This is a genomic window from Paraburkholderia silviterrae, assembly GCF_004353915.1.
Taxonomy (GTDB): Bacteria; Pseudomonadota; Gammaproteobacteria; order Burkholderiales; family Burkholderiaceae; genus Paraburkholderia; species Paraburkholderia silviterrae.
Window position 1 is genome coordinate 68246 of record NZ_SMRP01000016.1, and the last position, 21634, is coordinate 89879.

The following is a 21634-nucleotide window of genomic DNA, read 5'->3' on the forward strand; positions in this document are numbered from 1 at the left end:
TCCGCCGCGAAAACAAGTAAAGGCCAACGCCCCACAGCCTAAAACAAATCAATTCTCAAGCAAGCGCTTAAAACCGCTCACGCAATCCCAGGCTCACAATCGCCTGCGACTGCGCCGCCGCCGAGTGCCCATTGCCCTTGTCCGCAAACGAGGCCGTAGCGGCCACCGGATTGCCGAGCGCATCGAGCGTCATACCCGAAGCGTGCTGGTAGCCCGCAAGCAGATACACCGTCGAGCGCTTCGAGAGATCGTACTGCGCGCCCACCGAGACGTTATGGTACTGCGCTTCGTTCTCCAGACCATCGACATGGCTGCCGCGCGTGTAGTTATATCCGGCGAACAGATGCGTCCTTGGCTGCACGTTCCAAGTGCCGAAGACGCCCGCGATATTGAACATCGCGGTGCCCGAGTAGAGCGAGTTTGCGCCGGCCTTGTACTGCACGTTGCTGTAGTTCACGCCCACGAGCGCCGCGCCGAAGTCCCAGCTCGCGCCCGCCGCCACGATCTGCTGCGACTGCGCGCTCGCATAGCCTTCGTTGATCGACGAATTGAAGGTGCCGTCGTAGGTGCTTTGCCACTTGCCGTAGGTCGGATCGTTGGGACCGCTCTTGCTGTTGTCCGAGCGCTCATAGCCCACGCCCAGATGCAGCGGGCCGTTCGCATAGCCCGCGCCCACGCTCCACGTGTTCTGGTCCTTGAGGCTGCCCGGCTGGCCGCCGAAGCCGTATAGCCCGCCGAACGTGAAGCCCGCGTAGTTCGCGCTCGTGTACTTGATGGAGTTGTTCACGCGTGTGGTCTGGTCCAGATCGTCGATGTCGCCAGGATGCGCGCCGAAGCCGCCGATCGCGCTGACCGGCGCGACCGGGCCGACGAAGTCGTCGAGCGAGGTGTACTGGCGGCCCAGCGTGAGCGAGCCGTACCGCTGGTCGGCGAGGCCCGCGAACGCCTGGCGGCCGAACAGGCGGCCGCCCTGGCCCGAGGTGCCGTTGGTGATGTCGAAGCCGTCTTCGACCAGGAAGATCGCCGCGAGCCCGTTGCCTAGGTCTTCCTTGCCCTTGAGCCCCCAGCGGCTGCCCGAGAGGTTGCCGCTCGTCACGGCCACATTGGAATGGCCTTGATAGGCGCCGACGCTGCCGGTGCGCTCGTTGCTTCGGTAAGTGATGCCCGCGTCGACGATGCCATAGAGCGTGACGGAGCCCTGCGCCGCCGCTGCACCCGCGAGAGAGAGCAGAACCGGTGCAGAGATCAGGTGTTTTTTCATCATGTGTTGTCTCGATGAGTCGTGCTTGTGATGGACCGCCGCATGGAGCGGTCTCTTGTTATGCGCGCGCACGCCGGCGCGCCTCGCGAACGAGGCGGCCAGCCGCAGGCGCTTGGGAAAAACGCGGATTGAAGCGCGGGTGCGTCAGGGCCTGTAATTCGCGTGAACCGGCCCTGCGGCATCAGCGCTTGAGCGACGCGCCCGGCGGCAGCTCGGGCGTGGTGAGGGTCACCGTCTTGCGCACCTTGGCGACGTCGTCGGCGCTGACCGGCGCGCCAGTGTTGCCCCAGCTCGTGCGTACGAAGGTGGCTACGTCGGCGACTTGCTGGTCGGACAGGCGCCAGCCGAACGGCGGCATGGTGAACGTCGAGGGCGCGCTCTTCGTGCCGTCGAGCGCGGCGCCCGTGAGCAGCACGTGGATGAGCGACGTGGCGTCCTTGCCCTGCACGACCGGGTTGCCGCCAAGCGCCGGGAACACGCGTGTGTACCCCCGGCCGTCGCTGCGGTGGCAGGCCATGCAGTTGTTGACATAGACCGCCGCGCCGCGCGCGCCCGCATCACCGCCTTGCAGCTTGCTCGCGGCGGCGGGATCGTAGGTGTACGACGTTTCCTTCGGGTCGCTCGGCGCAAGCGTCTTCAGATAGCGCGCCATCGCGAGCAGGTCCGCATCGGTCATGTACTGCGTGCTGTGCTGGACCACGTCGGTCATGCCGCCGAAAGCCGCCGTGTGCAGATTGCGGCCCGACTTGAGGAACTGGACGATCTCGTCCTCGCTCCACGCACCGATGCCGGTGCGCGGATTGCCGCGCAGGCTCGACGGCACCCAGCCGTCGATCGCGCCGCCGCCCGCGAGGAAGTCGTCGCCTTCGAGATCGGTGAGCGCGAGCTCCTGCATCGTGCGCGCGCGCGGCGTGTGGCACGCGCCGCAGTGGCCGAGGCCCTGCACGAGATATGCGCCGCGCGCGACGATCGCGTCGTTGTAGTGCGCTCCATCGAACGCCTGCACCTTGGGCGCGAACAGCGTGCGCCAGATGCCGAGCGGCCAGCGCATCGAGAGCGGCCAGGGAATGTCCACCGCGCGGTTCTGTTGTGCGACCGGCGCGACGCCTTGCGTGAAGTACGCGTAGAGCGCCTTCATGTCGTCATCGGAAAGGCGCGCGTACGACGGGTAGGGCATCGCGGGGTAGAGTGTTTCGCCGTTCGGGCGCACGCCCTGGCGCACCGCTTTCGCGAAATCGTCGTAGCGCCACTTGCCGATGCCGGTGTTCGCGTCGGGTGTGATGTTGGTCGAGTAGATCGCGCCGATGGGTGTGTCGAACTTCAGCCCGCCCGCGAAGGGCTTGCCGCCCTGCGCGGTATGGCAGGCGATGCAGTCGCCGGCGCGCGCGAGATATTCGCCGTGCGCGACGAGCGTTGCGCTTGCGCTGTTGGTGACGCTGTTGACCGCGTTGGCTGCGCGGGCCGCGAGCGGCACGAACGCTGCGGCGAGCGTCGCGCAGGCAGCCAGTGCGGCGGCCGCCTTCGGAACGTTCTTGAAGCGCCGCAGCGCGCCGCGCGCGCCATTGCGTGCATGTTTACGGTCGATGGGCGTGGGGACAAAATTTTTCTTCATCATGGGATTCGTCACACGCTCACCAGGGGGCCGGGGTTCTTCAGATACTGATTGCGAATGGCCTTCGCGGACCAGTAGGCGAGGGCGGCAACGAGCCCCGTCGGGTTATAGCCGATGCCCTGCGGGAACGCGGAGGCGCCCATCACGAACACGTTGTGCACGTCCCAGCTCTGCAGATAGCGGTTGATCGCGCTCGTCTTTGGGTCCGTGCCCATGATCGCGCCGCCCACGAGGTGGGTCGTCTGATAACGGCGCGAATCGAAGTGCTCGCCGAACTCGCGTGTATAGACGCTGAGTGCCTTCGGGCCCATCGCCTCGGCAATCTTCTTCATCTGGCCGGTCACGTACTGCGCCATCTTGATGTCGTTGTCCTTCCAGTCGAAGGTCATGCGCAAGAGCGGCTGGCCATACGAATCGCGGTAGGTCGGATCGAGGTCGAGGTAGACGTCGCGATACGACATGTTGCTGCCGTGCGCGTCCATCGAGATGGTGTGTGCGTAGTGGTCCTTGACAGCCTTCTTCCAGGCGCTGCCCCAGTTGGGCGTGCCCGGCGGCGTGGCGATGCCGCTGATCGGCTTCACGCCCGCCTGGTTCACCCACAGCGGCGAGCCGCCCACGAAGCCAAGCGGCCCGTGGTCGAAGTTGTCGGCGTTGAAGTCGTCCACGGCCACGCCGTTGCCGCCCGCGCCGACGAACGGATTCGTCCACGTGTCGGTGTCGAAGAACGCCGTGATGGTCGAGAGATTCTGGTACGCGAAATTGCGGCCCACCACGCCCTCGCCCGAGACCGGGTCGTAAGGCTTGCCGATGCCCGAGAGCAGCATCAGATGGACGTTGTGATACTGGAATGCCGAGACGATCACGAGATCGGCGGGCTGGAACACCTCCTGGCCCGACGGGTCGACATAGGTGACGCCGGTGGCGCGCGTTTTCGTGTCGTCGAGCTCGACGCGCAGCACGTGGCACTTCGCGCGCAGCTCGAAGTGCTTTTCCAGCTTGAGCGCGGGCAGGATGTTCAGGTTCGGCGAGGCTTTCGAGTACATGTAGCACGCGTAGCCGCTGCAGTAGCCGCAGAAGTTGCACGGACCCATCTGCACGCCATACGGATTTGTGTAGGGTCCCGAAGTATTGGCAGAAGGCAGGCGATACGGATGCATGCCGATCGACTGCGCCGAGTCGAAGAAGCGCTGTGCAGAATACGTATTCAGTTGCGCTGGCAACGGAAAATTGTCGCTGCGAGGGGCTTCGAACACGTTGCCGTCGCCCACCACGTTGCCCTTGACCTTGTAGGCCTGGCCCGAGGTGCCGAACACTTTTTCCGCGAAGTCGAAGTGCGGCTCCAGCTCGTCGTAGCTTACGCCGTAGTCCTGGATCGTCATGCCTTCGGGAATGAACTTCTTGCCGTAGCGCTCTTCGTAGTGGCTCTTCAGGCGCAGTTCTTCCGGCGTGATGCGAAAGTGCACGCCCGACCAGTGCAGGCCCGCGCCGCCTACGCCTTCGCCCGGCAGGAACGCCGCGAGCTGGCGGTAGGGCAGCGCCGTGTCGTTCACGCCATGGCGGATCGACACGGTGGTCTTCGAGAGATCGAGGAAGAGCTTCTTGCGGATGTTGTACGTGAGCTCGTCGATGGTGTTGGGGTACGCGCCGTCCGGATAGGTGTCGCGATACTCGCCGCGCTCGAGCGCCACGACGCTCAGGCCCGCTTCGGTCAGCTCCTTCGAGAGGATCGCGCCGGTCCAGCCGAAGCCGACGACCACGGCATCGACATGAGGTTTCTTGATCGCCATTACGCGCGCTCTCCGTTGATCGAAACCGGACCGTACGGGTAAGCCTTGCCGTTCTGGTTCACGAAGTCCATGAAATCGGCGCGCGCGCCGGGAAAGCCGATCATCTTCCACGCGGCCAGGTTCTTGTTGCCGCCGTGGATGGGATCGCAGAAGTAGCCTTCGCGCGTGTTCTGCAGCAGCTGGCCGAAGAATGCCGAGGCCGGCACGCTGTCGAGCTCGACCTTGCCGGCTTCGAGCGCGCCGAGCACGGTGTCGCGTTTGCTGGCGTCGAGCGCGTCGAAAGGCTTGCCGTAGGCCTTGTTGCAGTACGCGTTCACCGCCGCGATGCCGAGGCGGTAGATATCGCGCGGCACCAGCTTCAACTGGTAGCCGAGCTCGGGCACGCCCTGCTGGAACGGCGCCTGCATGTACCAGAGCGCGCCGTGCGCGTACGGCGTGTCCATCTGGCGGTCGATGAACTCGGGCACGCCCGCTTCGAGCGCGCCGGGACCTTCGGAGTCGGCCGGGATCAGACGGTCGACGGCCGCGTGCAGGAAGGCCCATTCGCGGGCGTCGAAGAAGCGGGGCTTGTATACCGCCTGCGCCTGGGGTGCGGAGGCCGCCTCAGGCTGGCCGCCTTGTTGCGCAGTGCTGGACGAGGGCTGCGAGCCGCGTTCGCAGCCGGCCAGCGCCCCTGCGGGTACGAGCACCGCCGCCGTGCGCAGAAAGCCTCGGCGTGACGTGAGAGGAGTGTCGGACATTGTTGGTTTCTATCTCAATTCGGCGCGGTTTGATTCGGCCGCGGCCGTATGCAGGGACTGGCTCCCATATAGCCTAGGTCGCAATCGGCCACTATGGTAAATGGAACCGGTTCCATTGGTCGAGCGCAATTTTACAATGATCAATTGCGTTGGCTATAGGGGTAGGGCGAGGCGATCTGTTGTGATGGCGGATGCGGCTTGCTCGGGCGGTGATGTTTGGCTTGGCCGTTCAAGGCCTCACAGCGTACCGGTCAGTGCATGTGCAACGGGGAGGTACTTGACCAGGATGCTTAGCATGGTGGCGGCCTCAGCCTTCGAAACCGGGGGGAACGGCGAAATGTAAGAGGTGCCATTACGACGCTCATGCGCCTTCGTGATGAAGGCAAATTCTTGGGAGTTCACGCCCAGCGAGGTAGACACGCGCTGGATGGCCAGGTTACGGCCTGCTTCTTTGGTGCGTACCTCGTAGAACTCCAGAATGGCTTGGACCACCTGAAAATAACCTTCGTAGGCCAAGGTAAATATCTGCATATGTCGCCCAGGGTCCAGTCCCTCGGCGGTGGCCTGATAGTCCGCTGCGTTACGGAGGAAGCCCGCGATAGCCCCGGGTGTCGGGGCGACCACGTCAAAGGCTTTCATCTTGATCAGGTTTTCATATTCATCTGGGCGCGGCATCACAGTACCCTCAGCGTGGGACCTTGGACAATCTGGGCCATGATGGCATCAGACTTTACCAGGGTAGCCCATTCGGCCGGCTCATATAACGAGAAGTTGACGGGGCGCAGCAGATCCTGCTCGGCCTTGTGCAGAGCCTCAGAGAGTTCGAGGAGAGGCGCGCTCCCGACGACAATCAAGTCGATGTCACTCCGGCCACTATCGGAGCCCTTGGCCAAGGAGCCAAACACGAACGCTGAGCTGATATGGTCGGCAAAAGGCGCGAGGGCTTCTTTCAGCGGCTCAACCACGGCAAATGACTTGCGCGCGATGCTCAACAATTCGGGATAAAGGACGAATTCGGTGTTCGCACGGATGCTTCGTTGTCTGCCTCGTCGGGCATCTTCCCGAAGTACGCCAGCCTCAACGAGGCGATCTATCTGTTTTTGAGCACTTCCGCGCCCACTGTCCGCCAACCTCAGCAATTCCTGTAGCGTAAAACTGCGCTCGGGCTGCAGCAGCGTGGCACCAAGCACGCGTTGCAAACCGGGCGTGAAGAGAAAGTCGGCAAGACTCACGGTAAATCCTCAATATGGGGATGAATATCCCCATTGTAGGGATTAATTGCCGAATCCTCAATTGGGGGATGGTTATCCCTACTTTGGGGATTTACGCAGACCCAACTACGGCGGGTGGGACACCTCGTGTGCGGAGCGAAGCGATTCGGCCCACCTCTCCAAACAAACCCTAACAAATCAACCAAGTTGTTTGACAACTAAGCGAGGCAGATGCTACTGTGCCGGGTATCGACAACCCACCATCCCAGCACGAGGCCTCATGAACGTGTCCCCGATCGTCGAGAGCGAATTCGCCTCGACCGTGATGGCGGTGCCCCCTCTGGCACGCCGCCCCGACTTCTCGCTCGACGTCGAAGCAAACCGCAAGCTCGTCCGCCACATGGAAGCGGGCGGCCTGCGCACGCTGCTGTACGGCGGCAACGCGAACCTCTATCACGTCGCCGTGAGCGAGTTCCGCGAACTGCTCGACATGCTGGCCGAGGTGAGCTCGCCCGAAACGCGCGTGATCCCGGCCATTGGCCCGGACTACGGCAAGCTGCTCGACCAGGCGCGCATCCTCGCGCAGACGAACTACCAGACGGCCATGGTGCTGCCGCTCGCCGGCTTCACCACGCCCGAGGGCGTGGAGGCGGGCCTCACGCGCATCGCCGATGCGGCTGGTATTCCGCTCACGCTCTATATCAAGAGCGAGAACTATGTCGACGTGGATACGCTTGCCCGCCTGATCGACCGCGGCACGCTGATTGCGGTGAAGTACGCCATCGTGCGCGAGGACCCGTCGAACGATCCGTATCTGCGCCGCCTGCTGCAGAGCGTGCGCGCCTCGCAGGTGGTCTCGGGCATGGGCGAGCGTCCGGCGCTCGTGCACGTGCGCGACTTCGGTCTGGCCGCATGGACGACGGGCTCGGGCTGCATCGCCGCGCACGCCGTGATGGCGCTGCTCAAGGCCGCCAAGGAAGGCCGCGCCGAAGAAGCGCAACGGCTCTACGATGCGTTCATGCCGCTCGAGACGCTGCGCGACGACATTTCGCTGATCCGCGTGCTGCACGACGCCGTCACGCTTTCGGGCATCGCCGACATGGGGCCGATCCTGCCGCTGCTCTCGCAGTCGCCGGCCGAGGCGCTGCCCGCCATCGGCGCGGCTGCGAAGGCGCTGCTGGCGTTCGAGCAGTCGCTGACGGGTTCGGCGCAAGCGGCGCACGCTTGAGCGTGCCCACATGCGTGGACTTCAATTGATTCGTCAATGAGCGGAGCGAACATGCAGATCACTGGAGCAATGCTGTTGGGCGCGCAGGCAGTGCGTGGCCAGGCGGGCGAGATGCGCGCGTTTGCGCCCGCGCTCGGCAAGGATATCGAGCCGCCGTTCGGTCTCGGCGACAAGGCCGATGTCGCGCGCGCCTGCGAACTCGCGGCGCAAGCCTTCGACGCTTTCCGCGCCGCGCCGCACGAGCAGCGCGCGCAACTGCTGGAGGCCATCGCCGAGCGCATTCTCGGCATCGGCGACGAGCTGATCGAGCGCGCGCATCTGGAGTCGGCGCTGCCCAAGGCGCGTCTCGAAGGCGAGCGTGGCCGCACGGTCGGCCAGTTGCGCCTGTTCGCGTCGCTGGTGCGCGACGGCCGCTGGTGCGGGGCCGTGCTCGATTCGGCGCTGCCCGAGCGCAAGCTGCTACCGCGCTCGGATCTGCGCGCGCGGCGCATCGGCGTGGGCCCCGTGGCCGTGTTCGGCGCGAGCAATTTCCCACTGGCGTTTTCGGTGGCGGGCGGCGACACGGCTTCGGCGCTCGCCGCGGGCTGCCCGGTCGTCGTGAAGGCGCACCTCGCGCATCCGGGCACCTCGGAGCTCGTGGGCCGCGCGATCCAGCAGGCGGTCGCCGACGTCGGCTTGCCCGAAGGCGTGTTCTCGCTGATCTTCGGCGGCGGCAACGAGACGGGCGAGGCGCTCGTCGCGCATCCGGCCATCAAGGCGGTGGGCTTCACGGGCTCGCGTCGCGGCGGCCTCGCGCTCGCGCACATCGCGGCGCAGCGCGCGGAACCCATCCCCGTCTACGCCGAAATGAGCAGCATCAACCCGATGTTCGTGCTGCCCGCTGCGGTTGCCGCGCGCGCCGAGTCGATTGCGCAGGGCTTCGTCGATTCGCTCACGCTGGGCGTCGGCCAGTTCTGTACGAACCCGGGTCTGGTGCTCGCCATCGACGGTCCCGGGCTGGACCGTTTCGTGACGGCTGTGAGCACCGCGCTCGGCCAGAAGCCGGCGCAGACCATGCTGACGGCGGGCATCGCCAAGGCCTATGGCGATGCGGTGGTGGCGCGCAAGACGACCCAGGGTGTCGAACAACTGGCCGCTGGCACGCAGAGCGACGCCCAGTGCTCCGCGCAGCCCTTGCTCTTCAAGGCGAGCGCCACGGAGTTCCTCGCGCAGCACGCGTTGTCGGACGAGATCTTCGGGCCGGCCTCGCTCGTCTTGACGTGCCGCGACGAAGCCGAGCTCGCGCGCGTGGCGGAGCACCTCGAAGGCCAGCTCACGGCCACGCTGCAGATCGACCGCGACGACTACGCGATGGCCGCGCGCCTGTTGCCGGTGCTGGAGCGCAAGGCGGGACGCATTCTCGCGAACGGATTTCCCACGGGCGTCGAGGTCTCGTACGCAATGGTCCACGGCGGTCCGTTCCCGGCCACCTCGGACGCGCGCACGACCTCCGTGGGCGCCATGGCGATCGAGCGTTTCCTGCGCCCGGTCTGCTATCAGGATCTGCCGGCGGAATTGCTGCCGGCCGCCGTCCAGGACGACAACCCGCTGGGGCTGTGGCGTTTGCGTGACGGCGAGCTGGTGCGCAAATAAGCAGCGGCAAGCGCCGTGAAGCGGCGCAAAGGCACTCGCAGCAGGGCTGCGGGCGCCTTTGCGGCAGGCATCCCAACAAACGTCCGACAAAAGGCTCACAAAGCCCCTTATGTTGCTTGACAACTTGATGTGTGGTTCGGCATCCTTTGACCGCGGCTCAATTGCCAGGACTTGCCGGGGCTCGCAGTAGAACTAAAACAGCCGCGCAGAACAAATTCCATAAACAGATGTGAGGAGACAGACGCGATGTTCGATGGACGCTTGAAGGCCAGGGTGCTGGCCGGTTGTGTGGCGGCCGCGGCGGTGTTCGGCGCGGGCGTGGCGAAGGCCGATCCGGTTTCCCTGAACATAGTCGACGTGGCCGGCAACCTGCAACTCACGCAGAAGGCCTTCGAGGCCTTCAAGGCGCAGAACCCGAATCTCGTCTCCAACATCACCTACACCAACGCGCCGGCGCCGCAGCTGCCCGGCAAGATCAAGGCGATGCAGGCGGCAGGCCGCGCCGATATCGATCTCGTCCTCACGGGCACCGACGCGCTGGCCGCCGGCATCGAGCAGAACCTCTGGATGAAGCTGCTGCCGGATCAAGCGGCGGCGCTGCCGGGCGTGCTCGACAAGTACGCGCCGGGTCCGCGCAAGATGCAGGATCTTGCGCAAGGCTACGGCCTCGAAGTGTCGTATATGCCGGCGGGTCCGCTGATCGAGTACAACCCCGCGAAGGTGGCCAAGCCGCCGCATACGCCGCAGGAACTGCTCGCCTGGTGCAAGGCGAATCCCGGCAAGCTGATCTATGCGCGTCCAGCCAACTCGGGCCCGGGCCGCACGTTCCTGATGGGCCTGCCGTACCTGCTCGGCGACAAGAATCCGCAAGACCCCATCAACGGCTGGGACAAGACCTGGGCGTTCCTGAAAGAACTCAATGCGTGCGTGCCGTACTACCCGGGCGGCACCTCGGCGGTCATGAAGGAACTGGGCGAGGGCTCGCGCGACATGACGGTGAGCGTGACGGGATGGGACATCAACCCGCGCGCGCTCGGCATCGTGCCGGCCGACTTCAAGGTGCAGGCGTTCGACAACATGACCTGGGTGAACGACGCCCACTATATGGTCATCCCCAAGGGCGTCTCGAAGGACAAGCTCGCCGTGCTGCTCAAGCTGATGAACTTCATGCTCGAGCCGCAGCAACAGGCCATGACCTATGACGACGGCTATTTCTACCCGGGCCCGGCCGTGAAGGGCGTGACGCTCTCGATGGCGCCGAAGCAGAGCGAGGACGTGATCGCCAAATATGGCCGCCCCGAATACGCGAAGTGGCTCACGCAGTATCCGCACGTCCAGCCGCTTTCGGCGCAGGCGATGGTTGCGGCGTTCCAGAAATGGGACCGCGAAATCGGCGCGCAGAAGTCGCAGTAATGGCTGACGAGTCAGCGACGCCCGGGCGGCGCCTTTGCGTGTGACCTCGCACGGGTGCCGTCCGTTGCCTATGCTCCGGTAAGTGGACCTCGCGTTTCAGGAACGTGTCATGAAGCATTCATTCGATCGTCTGCGTCTGGACTCGGTGTGCCGCAGTTTCGCCAGCGCGGAAGGGGTACAGCTCGCGGCGCTGCGCAATCTCGATCTCGACATTCGCCGCGGCGAATTCATTGCGCTGCTCGGTCCCTCGGGCTGCGGAAAATCGACGGCGCTCAACTGCATTGCGGGCCTGCAGCCACTCACGAGCGGTAGCATCTGGCTCGACGATTTGCGTATCGATGTGCTGCCGCCCGAGAAGCGCGGCTTCGGCATGGTGTTCCAGAACTATGCGCTGTTCCCACACATGAGCGTGCTGGAGAACGTGGGCTTCGGCCTGAAAATGAAGGGCGTGCCGCGCGACGAGGCGAAGCGCCGTGCGCGCGAAGCGCTGCAACTCGTGCAGCTCGTCGGCCATGAGGGCAAGCTGCCGGGCCAGCTTTCGGGCGGCCAGCAGCAGCGCGTGGCGATCGCGCGCGCCATCGTGATCGAGCCGCCGCTCGTGCTGATGGACGAACCGCTCTCGAACCTCGACACCAAGCTGCGCATCGAGATGCGCGCGGAAATTCGCCGCATTCATGGGCAGCTCGAACGCGCCACGATCTACGTGACGCACGACCAGGACGAGGCGCTTTCGATGGCCGACCGCATCGTCGTGATGAAAGAGGGCGTCGTGCAACAGGTCGCCACTCCTAAGGAAATCTACAGCCGACCCGCGAATCTGCACGTGGCGCGCTTCATGGGCTATCGCAACGTGCTGCCGTTCGCCGTGACCGGAGCGCGCGGCGAGCATGTCGCGCTGTCCGCGTCGGGCATCACGCTCACGGGCGTGCCGATGGACGATGCCATCGTGCAGGCCGGTAGCAACGCGATTTCCGTGGCGATGCGCCCCGAAGATTTCGAACGCGCCGACGCGGGCGACCCCAACGCCTTCGACGTCGAAGTCGAGTTGGTGGAATATGGCGGCCGCGATTCGCTGCTGCTCGCGAATGCGCCGTTCGGCAAGCTGTGGGCCCGCGTGGCGGGCGAGTTCGAAGCGGGCGAGCGCGCCACGCTGCGCGTCGCGCCATCGCGTGTGCTGGCCTACGCGGAGCGCGCATCATGAGCACACTTGCCTCGTCGCCGAGCAAGCAGCCGCGCGACGCGCGCGGCTGGCTGATCGCGCCCGCGCTGGGCTTCATCATCGCGATGTTCCTTTACCCGTTCGCCTACGGGCTCATGCTGTCGTTCAAGCCGATGAACGGCGGCGGCATGCTCGCGAACTATCTGCAGTTCATCCACGACCTCTCGCTGTGGCCGACGGTGTTCGTCACGCTCAAGCTGGCGGTGCCCGCGACGATCATCAACGTCGGGCTTTCGTTGCCGGTGGCGTTCGCGCTGCGCCGCAAGTCGCCGTATCAGAAGCTCGTGACGACGCTGCTCGTGATTCCCGTCACGCTCGGCACGGTGCTGATCGCCGATGGCATGCTGAGCTACTTCGGCCCGAACGGCTGGTTCCCGCAGGCGCTGCACGCACTGCATCTCTACACGAACGAGGAGATTCGCCTCACGCACAACTACTGGGGCGTGCTGATCTCACTGATCGTCTCGGGCTTTCCGTTCGCATTCCTGCTGACGCTTTCGTACGTCACCGGCATCGATCCGACGCTCGCGCGCGCGGCGGCCACGCTCGGCGCGGGACCGTGGCAGCAGTTCCGGCAGATCTATCTGCCGTTGCTCGCGCCCGGCCTCACGATGGCCGCGTGTCTCTCGTTCGTGCAGGCGTATTCGGTGTTTCCATCGGCGGTGCTGCTCGGCGCGCCGGCGGGCCCCACGCGCGTGATCTCCATCGCGGCTTCGGAAGCCGCGTTCGAGAGCTATGACTACTCGCTCGCTTCGACCATTGCCATCGTGATGGGCTTCGTGCAGTTGATCGTGGTGGCCGCGATGCTGAGCGCGAAGCGCTACTTCTACTCGGGCCCGGTGAGCGGAGGGAAAGGCTGATGAGCACGCATCAACATCACTCGGCGGGACTCCCCGCAGGCGTGCCGGTGCGCGAAGAGCGTCCGGTGCCCGCTCCCGCTCCCGCACCCGCCGCCAGGGCGCCGCAGGCGAAGCCGGCTTCGCGCCTGCCCGACGTGCTCTGGAAAGTGCTCGTGTGGGGCGGCATGGCGTTCTTCCTGCTCAACGTGCTGCTGCTGATCGCGACGGTGGGCGTGAACTCCATCGCCACGCGCTGGTTCGGCACGCCGCTGCCGCAAGGCTTCACGCTGCACTGGTATGCGCAGGCGTGGCGCGACTTCCAGCTCGGCAGCGTGCTGTGGGTGACGTTTGAAGTGGTGGGCGCGGTCGTGCTGCTGTCCATCGTGCTCGGCGTGCCAGCCGCCTATGCGCTGGCGCGCGCGCAGTTTCCGGGCAAGCGCATCGCCATGCTCGTGTTTCTGCTGCCGCTGATGGTGCCGCCCGTCACATACGGCATTCCGATGGCCACCGCGATGTACCACTTCGGCCTTGCCGGCACGCTGCCCGGCGTGATCCTCGCGAACCTCGTGCCCGCGCTGCCGTTCGTGATTCTCGTGATGACGCCGTTCATCGAGCAGATCGATCCGAACCTGGAATCGGCCGCGCGCATCTTCGGCGCGAACACGCTGCGCTACTTCCGTTACGTATTGCTGCCGCTCCTCGTGCCGGGGATGCTGGCGGCGGGGCTGCTCGTGCTGGTGCGCACGATCGGCATGTTCGAACTCACGTTCTTTACCGCCGGACCCGACACGCAAACCCTCGTCGTCGCGCTGTATTACGCAGTGTTCTCGACGGGCGTGCGCGCGCCGCAGTCCATCGACGCCATGGCGATGATCTACATGGCGATCACGCTCGCATGGGTGCTGGTCGCGCTGCAGTTCGTCAGCCCGACGCAACTCGTGTCGCGCGTGAAGGAATCGCGCTAACGGCGTACCGGCGGATTGATTGATAGACGCGCTGAAACCCATGCGCGGAAACACCAGGAGCGAAGGCAAGATGAGCAACAAGCGAAAGACCCCCGAAGCACTGCGCAGCCACCGCTGGTATGGCGTGAACGACCTGCGCTCGTTCGGCCATCGCTCGCGCACCGCGCAGATGGGCTACAGCCGCGAGGAGTACGCGGGCAAGCCGGTGATCGCGATCCTCAACACGTGGAGCGAGATCAACCCGTGCCATACGCACTTCAAGCAGCGCGTGGAGGAGGTCAAGCGCGGCATCTGGCAAGCGGGCGGCTTTCCCATCGAGCTGCCGGTGCAGACGCTCTCCGAGCCGTTCCAGAAGCCCACCACGATGCTCTACCGCAATTTCCTCGCGATGGAAGCGGAAGAGACGCTGCGCTCGTATCCGGCCGACGGCGTCGTGCTGATGGGCGGTTGCGACAAGACCACGCCCGCGCTCTTGATGGGCGCGATCTCGATGGACCTGCCGACGATCTTCCTGCCCGCAGGCCCGATGCTCAACGGCAACTGGAATGGCGTCACGCTCGGCTCGGGCTCGGACACGTGGAAGTACTGGGCCGACCTGCGCGCGGGCAAGATCACCGAAGACGACTGGAAGGGCGTGGAAGGCGGCATCGCGCGCTCGCCGGGCCACTGCATGACGATGGGCACGGCCTCGACGATGACGAGCGCGGCCGAAGCGCTCGGCTTCGCGCTGCCGGGCTTCGCTTCGATTCCCGCGCCGGATTCACGCCATGCGCAGATGTCGGCGAAGACGGGGATGCGCATCGTCGAGATGGTGTGGGAGGACCTCAAGCCCTCGGACATCATCACGCGCAAGTCGGTCGATAACGCCGTCACGACCTGCCTCGCGCTCTCGGGCTCGACCAACGCCATCGTGCACATGATCGCGCTCGCGCGCCGTGCGGGCGTCGACCTCACGCTCGCGCAGTACGACGAGATCGCGCGCCGCACGCCGGTGCTCGCGAACATCCGCCCGACCGGCAAGTACCTCATGGAGGACTTCTATTACGCGGGCGGCCTGCGCGCGATGCTCAAGGAACTTGGCGATCTGATCGACGGCACGCAGATGACCGTGAACGGCAAGACGCTGGGCGAGAACATCGCCGACGCCGAGATCTATAGCGACGAAGTTATTTATCGCCGCGCGAAGCCGCTGATGCCCGATACGGGCCTGGCCGTTCTGCGCGGCAACCTCGCGCCCGATGGCGCGGTCATCAAGCCCGGTGCTGCCGAGAAGCGCCTGCACGTGCATACGGGCAAGGCCGTGGTGTTCAAGGACTACAACGACATGGCCGCGCGCATCGACAGCGAAGAACTCGATTGCGACGAGAACAGCGTGATCGTGCTGCAACACGCGGGCCCGATCGGCGCGCCGGGCATGCCCGAATGGGGCCAGCTGCCGATCCCGCAAAAGATCCTCAAGAAGGGCGTGCGCGACATGCTGCGCATTTCGGACGCACGCATGAGCGGCACGAGCTACGGCGCGTGCGTGCTGCACGTGGCGCCGGAGTCGTTCATTGGCGGACCGCTCGCGCTGGTGCGCGACGGCGACATGATCGAGCTGAACGTGCCGGAGCGCCGCCTGAACGTGCTGATCTCCGACGAAGAGATGGCGCGCCGCAAGGCCGCATGGGTGGCGCCCGAGCCGCGCTTCACGCGTGGCTATGGCGCGATGTACCAGATGCACGTGATGCAGGCCGACAAGGGTTGTGAGTTCGATTTCCTGCAACGCGAGGGCGTTGCAGGATCGTGCGGCGGCGGTGGCGAGCCCGAGATTCACTAAAGGGTTTACCGCGGGGTTAACTGCGGGACTAACGGCGGGATCTACCACCCATCGCGGAGGAGACAGGATCCGGCATCGAAGGCGGGGGCGCGTTGCAGTTCACGACTGCAGCGCGCCCCGCGCGGCTCGACAGGGGAATCTCCGTATCACGCATCAAGCGTAGTAGAAAACAAGCAAGACATCACAACGACTATATGCAGGAGTACAGATGAAGAAAACTATTCTCGCTTCCACGCTTGGACTCGCCGCACTGGGCGCGCACGCTCAAAGCAGCGTTACGCTGTATGGCATCGTCGATGCCGGCATCGGCTATCAGAGCAGCTCGGCCGCGCTCGGCAGCAATTCTGGGGGGCACTCGGTCGTCAAGATGGCACAGGGCATCTGGGCGGGCTCGCGCTTCGGCCTGAAGGGCGGTGAAGACCTCGGCGGCGGCACGCGCGCGATCTTCCAGCTCGAAGAAGGCTTCAACTCGGCCAACGGCGCGCAGCAGACCACGGGCCTGATGTTCAGCCGCACGGCCTACGTCGGCGTTGCAAACCAGCAGTACGGCACGCTCACGATGGGCCGCCAGTATGCGCCATACTATTCGCTGCTCGCGCCGTACAGCCCGACCACCTGGCTCACCGGCGCCTATGGCGCGCATCCGGGCGACCTCGACTCGCTGGACACGATCTACCGCATCAACAATGCAGTGGTCTATACCTCGCCGAATATCGCGGGCTTCACCGTGAGCGGCATGTATGCGCTCGGTGGCGTGCCGGGCAGCACCGGCGCTGGCCAAACGTGGAGCGTCGCGGCGAACTATATTCGTGGCCCGGTCGGCCTCGCCGTGGGCTTCGAGCGCCTGAACAACTCGACGAGCGGTGGCGGTGCGTGGGGGGCGAATTCCACGGCGAACAGCAATGGCGAGCCGGGCGTTTCGGGCATCACTAACGGCTTCCAGACCGCGCAGGCGCAACAGCGCCTCGCCGTGACGGGGGGCTATGCATTCAATTCGCAGTGGGACATTTCGGCATCCTACTCGAATGTTCAATACATTGCGGGGACCGGATCGAAGTTCTTCGACACGCAGATCTGGAACACGGGCGGCGTGGTCCTGCACTACAAGCCGCTGACCACGCTCGACCTCGCGGCAGGCTACAGCTATACGCGCGCGACCAAGGCGAACGGCATCACCAGCGCGGCTTCGTATCAGCAGTTCAACCTCTCGCAGTACTACACGCTCTCCAAGCGCACGGGCCTGTACTTCGTGGAGGCGTACCAGCGCGCGGGCGGCCAGACGCTGGGCACGAATGGCGCGGGCAACATCATCAATGCGACCGCCGATATTGGCGACGGCCAGAACAGCGCGCCGTCCTCGTCGCGCAGCCAGTTCGCGGGTGCGATCGGCATCGTCCACCGCTTCTGATTTTCACGCTTTCACACTCCGACGCAGTGTTTGCGCCGGCGCTATTGCGGCGCCGCCGCTTTTTTTGTGCGTATGCACCGTGGTGCGCGGGAGGGGGCCAGACGGCGACGCCAGATGCATTTGGCAAGGCTGCGCTATCATGCACTCCGATTTTCAAGATAAAACCGGACGAACGCGTGTGGACGCCTCACGCGTGGATCGCCGCCCAGTCACGCACCAGACCATTTCAATGTTCGACTTCCATCTTTCCGGGGGCGTCCTGCTCCCGCACATGCAGGCGCTCGACGTGCTCCAACTCTGCGGCATTGCCATTGCGCTCGTGCTCGGCGGCATGGTGAAAGGGGTGACCGGCATTGGCGTGCCGCTCGTCGCCATGCCGATCCTCACGCACTTCCTGCCCGTGAAGCAGGCCGTGCTGCTGCTTTCGATGCCGATCATTCTCGGTAACATTCCGCAGGCGCTCGAAGGCGGTGAACTGTGGAAGACGGTCAAGCACATTGCCGCGCCGCTGATCGGCACCGTGATCGGCAATATCGTGGGCGTTGCCGTGCTGATCCGGCTCGAGTCGCATCACGCACTGGCCGCTTCGGGCGTCACACTGATCCTGGCCGCCGCCCTGATGCTCGCCTCGCCGCGGCTCAAGCTGGCGCCCGCGCTCGTCAAGCCCGTGGGCTTCGCGCTCGGTTTCGGCGCGGCGCTCATGGAGAGCATTGCCTCGGTGCCCGGACCGCTGCTCGCGATGTATCTGATCGCCACGGGCACAACGGGCCGTGTCTTCACCAAGCAGATCGCGATCATTCTGGTGGTGTCGGTGGTTACGCTGGTCACCACGTTCAGCGGCGGCGCGCAGGCGAGCGGCGCCGACCTCGCGATCTCGGCTGCGGCGAGCCTGCCGTCCATCGCGGGCATGTTCCTCATCCGGCCGTTGCGCGACAAGCTGCATCCGTTGGCGTTCCGAATGCTCGTGCTCGTGTGCGTGCTGGCGGCGGCGGCGCAGATGATCATCAAATCGGGCGTGCTGTAAAGCGGCATGCGTAAAAAAAGCGCCATGTGGGCGCTTTTTTGTATGCGTCGCGAAGAGCTTTCGCAAGGCGTTCAGGCAAGAACGGCCGTCACGCCTTTTTGCCGCGCTCATCCTCCGGCGTGAAATCGATGCTCGCGAAACTGCCGCCCTGATAGAGTTGCGCAAGCGCATCGAGCGGATTCTCTTTGGCGAGAATCTCAGCCGCATAGTCTTCGGCATTCTGCTGCGGCTTGAAACCGAGGCGCACGGCATCATCATTCGCGCCGCTTTGCACCCAATAGCTGCGCGTATTGTTCGACACGCCCCACACGAGCGCGAAGCCGATCGACTCCACGTTGATCACGCGATCGACGAGATGGAACAGATCCTCGTGGCCGAACCAGGTGCTCAGGTGACGAAACTCCGTGGGCTTGGGCAGGCAACTGCCGATGCGCACGTTCACGGTCTCGATGCCATGCTTGTCCCAGTAGAGCCGCGCGAGCGATTCGCCCCAGGCCTTGCTGAGTCCGTAGAAGCCGTCGGGGCGAAACGCGCAGTCGAGCGTGAGCTTGTCCTCCACCGGATACATGCCGATCGCGTGATTCGAGCTCGCGAACAGGATGCGCTGCGTGCCGTGGCGGCGCGCGCCTTCGTAGATTTCGACGAGCCCGCGCAGGTTGTTTTCGATGATCTCGGGAAGCGGGCGCTCGACGCTCGTGCCGGCCATGTGGATCAGCACGTCGACGCCTTCGAGCAGACGGTCGACCACTGCGGGGTCGCGCAGGTCGCCGTGCATGACATCTTCGCCGGCCACGAGCGGTTCGAGCGGCTTCGAGCCGGCCGCCGAGCGCAGGTTCACGCCGCGTTCGAGCAGGCCCTTGCGCAAGACGGTGCCGAGCTGGCCAGCCGCGCCGGACAATGCAACTTTCTTCACAGTGGGGTTACCTCACATAAAAACGCCGAAAGCCGGTGCCCGCATTTCCATGGGGCGCCGGCCGATGAACGGGTCAGGCTTGCACGTTCTGCGCCGGCTCGAGCGCGGCGCGAACCGCGTGATTCTGTTCGTTGTCCTTGTGCTGATTCGAGATCAGCCGCCAGGCGACGACGGCGCCGATCAAGTCGAACAGCATCAGGCACACGAACAAGGGGTTATAGCCGATCGTGCTCGCCAGCGCACCGACGATGAGCGAGAACACCGTCGCGCCAAGATAGCCGAACATGCCCGAAAGGCCCGTGGCCGTGGCCACTTCGTGCTGGCCGAAGACGTCGGAGGCGAGCGTGAACAGGGCGCCCGAAATGGTCTGGTGTGCGAAGGTGCCGACGCAGAACAGCGCGATGGCGGCATACGGGCTCGCGACGAGGCCCACGCAGGCCGGTCCCACCATCAGCAGCGCGCCGGTCGTGATGACGAGCTTGCGCGACGTAATGAGCGAGCAGCCGAACCAGCGTATGAACAGCGGTGCGAGGTAGCCGCCGACCAGGCAGCCGAGGTCGGCGGCGAGGAACGGCATCCACGCGAACAGCGCGATTTCCTTCAGGTTCATGTGGCGCACGGTGACCATGTAGAGCGGAATCCACGCGCCGAAGGTCTGCCACGCCGGCTCGGCGAGCATGCGCGGGATGCCGATGCCCCAGAAGCGGCGCTGCTTGAGCACTTCCTTCCACGACGGGCGCTTGCCCGCGGTGCTCTGTTGCGACGCGTCCTGGCCTGCGCGGATGTATTCGGCTTCTTCCTGCGAGAGCATCGAATGTTCGGCCGGCGTGCGGAAAAACACGAGCCACAGGGCCACCCAGGTCAGCGCGACGCCGCCGGTCAGCACGAACGCAAATTGCCAGTTGTACTTAAGAATGCACCAGACCACGAGCGGCGGGGCGATCATCGCGCCAATCGAGGTGCCGGTGTTCAGCCAGCCGGTGGCGACCGAGCGCTCACTGGCTGGAAACCACTGGCTGATGGCCTTCATGCCGGCGGGGAAGATCGCGGCTTCGCTCATGCCGAGCAGGCCGCGGAAGAACGCGAGCGCGGGCCAGCTGGAAGCGAGGCCATGCAACATATTGGCGACGGCCCAGCCGAACGCGAAGATGGCGAAGCCGATCTTCACGCCCACGGAGTCGAGCACGAAGCCGGCGATCGGCTGCGCGAGTGCATAGCAGGCCTGGAAGGCGGTGACCACGTATGAGTACTGCTGCGTGGACATGTGGAGCGTTTCGGTGAGCGTGGGCGCCGCCACGGAAAGCGAACTGCGCGCGAGATAGTTGAAAATCGTGCCGATCATGATGAGGCCGATGATCCACCACCGAAGTCCCTTGATAGTCTTTCGTTGCACTGCTCGTCTCCTGTGCGCCCATCATTCATTTGCCGGCGCGCTTTGTCTGGCCGGGACGGCTCCGTATCGGGCTCGTCATGTAAGACATCATTCTATTTGCGCCAAAGTTGTAAAGCAAATATTGCCGCGCTGGGGATTTCCCCAGGCGTATTGCGCCTCGCCCGGCTCCGCCGTTCCTCGAACCGTGGTGGGCGGGGCTGCGCAAGGTCCATCGTGTTCGCGTCTTCTGGCCGAGCTGGGTTGTCGGATGACTGGCCCGCAACCGAGACGCATCGGGCTGGTTGACAATTTTCTTGTTGTATTACAACAATGCCGACATTGCGCTCGACAGATATCGAGCCGCCCGCCTGCGCGGCACCGCGCACCCCAAAACTGGACGAGAGACGATGAATTCACCTGCCATTGCCGTCAGCGAACAAGCCCTCGAACAACTGCGCCATGTTTCCACCGCGACCTTGACCACCCAGCTCTTCAAGCACGGGCTGCGCAACGTCTTCGTGCAGGGCGTGAAGCCGCTCGCGGCCCCGGCGTCCGGCGCCCCCAATCTCGTCGGCCCGGCCTTCACGATGCGCAACATCCCGGCGCGCGAAGACCTCGATCAACTGAGCGCGTTCCAGAACCCTGAGCATCCGCAGCGCAAGGGCGTCGAGACCGTGCCGGCCGGCGCCGTCCTCGTGCAGGACTGCCGCGGCGTGACCGACGCGGCGTCGATGGGCTCGATCCTCGCCACGCGCATGCGCGTGCGCGGCGTGGCGGGCATGGTGTCGGACGGCCCCGTGCGCGACAGCGCGACGATTGCCGCGCTGGGCCTGCCGGTCTTCTGCGCGGGCGCCTCGGCGCCGCTCAATTTGTGCCGGCACCACACGGTCGATCTGAACGTGCCCATCGGTTGCGGCGGCGTGGCCGTCTATCCGGGCGACATCATCGTCGGCGACGCCGACGGCGTGGTCGTGATCCCGCGCCATCTGGCCGAAACGGTGGCGCAGGCGGCGTGGGAGCAGGAGGAACTCGAGCGCTTCATCACCGAGCGGATCGAGGCGGGCGCGGCGCTGCCCGGCACCTATCCGCCGAACGAGGCAACGCTGGCCGCCTACGCCGAATGGAAGAAAGCGCGCGGTTGAGTACGTAGCTGAGCGCACAGCGAGCCGCCAGGCTGCGCCGAAATTTTTC

Annotated in this window: 18 protein-coding genes; 10 read left to right on the top strand and 8 right to left on the bottom strand. The window is 65.0% G+C overall.

What is annotated here, in order from left to right; genetic code table 11:
- Positions 1-67 precede the first annotated feature (67 nt).
- From EYW47_RS26350 to EYW47_RS26375, 6 genes are all read right to left on the bottom strand, one after another.
- Complete coding sequence (locus EYW47_RS26350; RefSeq protein ID WP_133197864.1) at positions 68-1261, bottom strand: porin; 1194 nt, start codon at positions 1259-1261, stop codon at positions 68-70.
- Between the two features lie 181 nt (positions 1262-1442).
- On the bottom strand, positions 1443-2876 hold the full coding sequence (locus EYW47_RS26355; RefSeq protein ID WP_240763931.1) for a cytochrome c: 1434 nt from the start codon (positions 2874-2876) through the stop codon (positions 1443-1445).
- Positions 2877-2884: 8 nt separating this feature from the next.
- On the bottom strand, positions 2885-4660 hold the full coding sequence (locus EYW47_RS26360) for a GMC family oxidoreductase (RefSeq protein WP_133197782.1): 1776 nt from the start codon (positions 4658-4660) through the stop codon (positions 2885-2887).
- Positions 4660-5400, bottom strand: a complete 741-nt coding sequence (locus tag EYW47_RS26365) for a gluconate 2-dehydrogenase subunit 3 family protein (protein ID WP_133197783.1) — start codon at positions 5398-5400, stop codon at positions 4660-4662. The genes EYW47_RS26360 and EYW47_RS26365 overlap by 1 nt, the downstream gene beginning before the upstream one ends.
- 237 nt (positions 5401-5637) lie before the next feature.
- Positions 5638-6075, bottom strand: coding sequence for a hypothetical protein (locus EYW47_RS26370; RefSeq protein WP_133197784.1), 438 nt, complete (start codon positions 6073-6075; stop codon positions 5638-5640).
- Positions 6075-6632 carry a nucleotidyltransferase domain-containing protein gene (locus EYW47_RS26375; RefSeq protein WP_133197785.1) on the bottom strand — a complete coding sequence of 186 codons (558 nt, stop codon included), beginning with the start codon at positions 6630-6632 and terminating at the stop codon, positions 6075-6077. Before EYW47_RS26375 ends, EYW47_RS26370 begins: the two co-directional genes overlap by 1 nt.
- A gap of 259 nt (positions 6633-6891) precedes the next feature.
- On the opposite strand from EYW47_RS26375, the gene EYW47_RS26380 reads away from it, so the two are divergent.
- The 9 genes from EYW47_RS26380 (at position 6892) to EYW47_RS26420 (ending at position 18158) form a co-directional block, all read left to right on the top strand.
- The gene (locus EYW47_RS26380) at positions 6892-7839 is read left to right on the top strand and encodes a dihydrodipicolinate synthase family protein (protein ID WP_133197786.1); all 948 of its coding nucleotides are present in this window, start codon (positions 6892-6894) and stop codon (positions 7837-7839) included.
- 51 nt (positions 7840-7890) lie between these two features.
- The gene (locus tag EYW47_RS26385; protein ID WP_133197787.1) at positions 7891-9471 is read left to right on the top strand and encodes an aldehyde dehydrogenase (NADP(+)); all 1581 of its coding nucleotides are present in this window, start codon (positions 7891-7893) and stop codon (positions 9469-9471) included.
- Positions 9472-9717: 246 nt separating this feature from the next.
- Positions 9718-10884, top strand: coding sequence for an ABC transporter substrate-binding protein (locus EYW47_RS26390; protein ID WP_133197788.1), 1167 nt, complete (start codon positions 9718-9720; stop codon positions 10882-10884).
- Positions 10885-10993: 109 nt separating this feature from the next.
- On the top strand, positions 10994-12085 hold the full coding sequence (locus EYW47_RS26395) for an ABC transporter ATP-binding protein (RefSeq protein WP_133197789.1): 1092 nt from the start codon (positions 10994-10996) through the stop codon (positions 12083-12085).
- Entirely contained in the window at positions 12082-12963 is an 882-nt protein-coding gene (locus EYW47_RS26400) for an ABC transporter permease (protein ID WP_133197790.1), read from the top strand. Before EYW47_RS26395 ends, EYW47_RS26400 begins: the two co-directional genes overlap by 4 nt.
- On the top strand, positions 12963-13907 hold the full coding sequence (locus tag EYW47_RS26405; protein WP_338117843.1) for an ABC transporter permease: 945 nt from the start codon (positions 12963-12965) through the stop codon (positions 13905-13907). Before EYW47_RS26400 ends, EYW47_RS26405 begins: the two co-directional genes overlap by 1 nt.
- A gap of 70 nt (positions 13908-13977) precedes the next feature.
- The gene (gene araD / locus EYW47_RS26410) at positions 13978-15726 is read left to right on the top strand and encodes an L-arabinonate dehydratase (protein WP_133197791.1); all 1749 of its coding nucleotides are present in this window, start codon (positions 13978-13980) and stop codon (positions 15724-15726) included.
- A 208-nt stretch (positions 15727-15934) separates the two neighbouring features.
- On the top strand, positions 15935-17134 hold the full coding sequence (locus EYW47_RS26415; RefSeq protein WP_133197792.1) for a porin: 1200 nt from the start codon (positions 15935-15937) through the stop codon (positions 17132-17134).
- Positions 17135-17363: 229 nt separating this feature from the next.
- Positions 17364-18158 (top strand): sulfite exporter TauE/SafE family protein, encoded by a 795-nt coding sequence (locus EYW47_RS26420; protein ID WP_133197793.1) that lies wholly within the window; start codon positions 17364-17366, stop codon positions 18156-18158.
- 88 nt (positions 18159-18246) lie between these two features.
- Here the strand turns inward: EYW47_RS26420 and EYW47_RS26425 are convergent, their stop codons facing one another.
- Positions 18247-19071 carry an NAD-dependent epimerase/dehydratase family protein gene (locus tag EYW47_RS26425; protein ID WP_133197794.1) on the bottom strand — a complete coding sequence of 275 codons (825 nt, stop codon included), beginning with the start codon at positions 19069-19071 and terminating at the stop codon, positions 18247-18249.
- Between the two features lie 73 nt (positions 19072-19144).
- Entirely contained in the window at positions 19145-20464 is a 1320-nt protein-coding gene (locus tag EYW47_RS26430; RefSeq protein ID WP_377785361.1) for an MFS transporter, read from the bottom strand.
- Between the two features lie 386 nt (positions 20465-20850).
- Between EYW47_RS26430 and EYW47_RS26435 the strand changes: the two genes are divergently transcribed.
- Positions 20851-21585 (top strand): ribonuclease activity regulator RraA, encoded by a 735-nt coding sequence (locus tag EYW47_RS26435; protein ID WP_133197795.1) that lies wholly within the window; start codon positions 20851-20853, stop codon positions 21583-21585.
- Positions 21586-21634 lie beyond the last annotated feature (49 nt).

What these genes read in the sequence shown, in the direction of transcription:
- EYW47_RS26350 (WP_133197864.1), bottom strand. Translation starts at nt 1,261, where the DNA reads ATGAAAAAACACCTGATCTCTGCACCGGTTCTGCTCTCTCTCGCGGGT.
- EYW47_RS26355 (WP_240763931.1), bottom strand. Translation starts at nt 2,876, where the DNA reads ATGATGAAGAAAAATTTTGTCCCCACGCCCATCGACCGTAAACATGCA.
- araD (WP_133197791.1), top strand. Translation starts at nt 13,978, where the DNA reads ATGAGCAACAAGCGAAAGACCCCCGAAGCACTGCGCAGCCACCGCTGG.
- EYW47_RS26380 (WP_133197786.1), top strand. Translation starts at nt 6,892, where the DNA reads ATGAACGTGTCCCCGATCGTCGAGAGCGAATTCGCCTCGACCGTGATG.
- EYW47_RS26395 (WP_133197789.1), top strand. Translation starts at nt 10,994, where the DNA reads ATGAAGCATTCATTCGATCGTCTGCGTCTGGACTCGGTGTGCCGCAGT.
- EYW47_RS26370 (WP_133197784.1), bottom strand. Translation starts at nt 6,075, where the DNA reads ATGCCGCGCCCAGATGAATATGAAAACCTGATCAAGATGAAAGCCTTT.
- EYW47_RS26385 (WP_133197787.1), top strand. Translation starts at nt 7,891, where the DNA reads ATGCAGATCACTGGAGCAATGCTGTTGGGCGCGCAGGCAGTGCGTGGC.
- EYW47_RS26390 (WP_133197788.1), top strand. Translation starts at nt 9,718, where the DNA reads ATGTTCGATGGACGCTTGAAGGCCAGGGTGCTGGCCGGTTGTGTGGCG.
- EYW47_RS26415 (WP_133197792.1), top strand. Translation starts at nt 15,935, where the DNA reads ATGAAGAAAACTATTCTCGCTTCCACGCTTGGACTCGCCGCACTGGGC.
- EYW47_RS26420 (WP_133197793.1), top strand. Translation starts at nt 17,364, where the DNA reads ATGTTCGACTTCCATCTTTCCGGGGGCGTCCTGCTCCCGCACATGCAG.
- EYW47_RS26405 (WP_338117843.1), top strand. Translation starts at nt 12,963, where the DNA reads ATGAGCACGCATCAACATCACTCGGCGGGACTCCCCGCAGGCGTGCCG.
- EYW47_RS26400 (WP_133197790.1), top strand. Translation starts at nt 12,082, where the DNA reads ATGAGCACACTTGCCTCGTCGCCGAGCAAGCAGCCGCGCGACGCGCGC.
- EYW47_RS26365 (WP_133197783.1), bottom strand. Translation starts at nt 5,400, where the DNA reads ATGTCCGACACTCCTCTCACGTCACGCCGAGGCTTTCTGCGCACGGCG.
- EYW47_RS26435 (WP_133197795.1), top strand. Translation starts at nt 20,851, where the DNA reads ATGAATTCACCTGCCATTGCCGTCAGCGAACAAGCCCTCGAACAACTG.
- EYW47_RS26360 (WP_133197782.1), bottom strand. Translation starts at nt 4,660, where the DNA reads ATGGCGATCAAGAAACCTCATGTCGATGCCGTGGTCGTCGGCTTCGGC.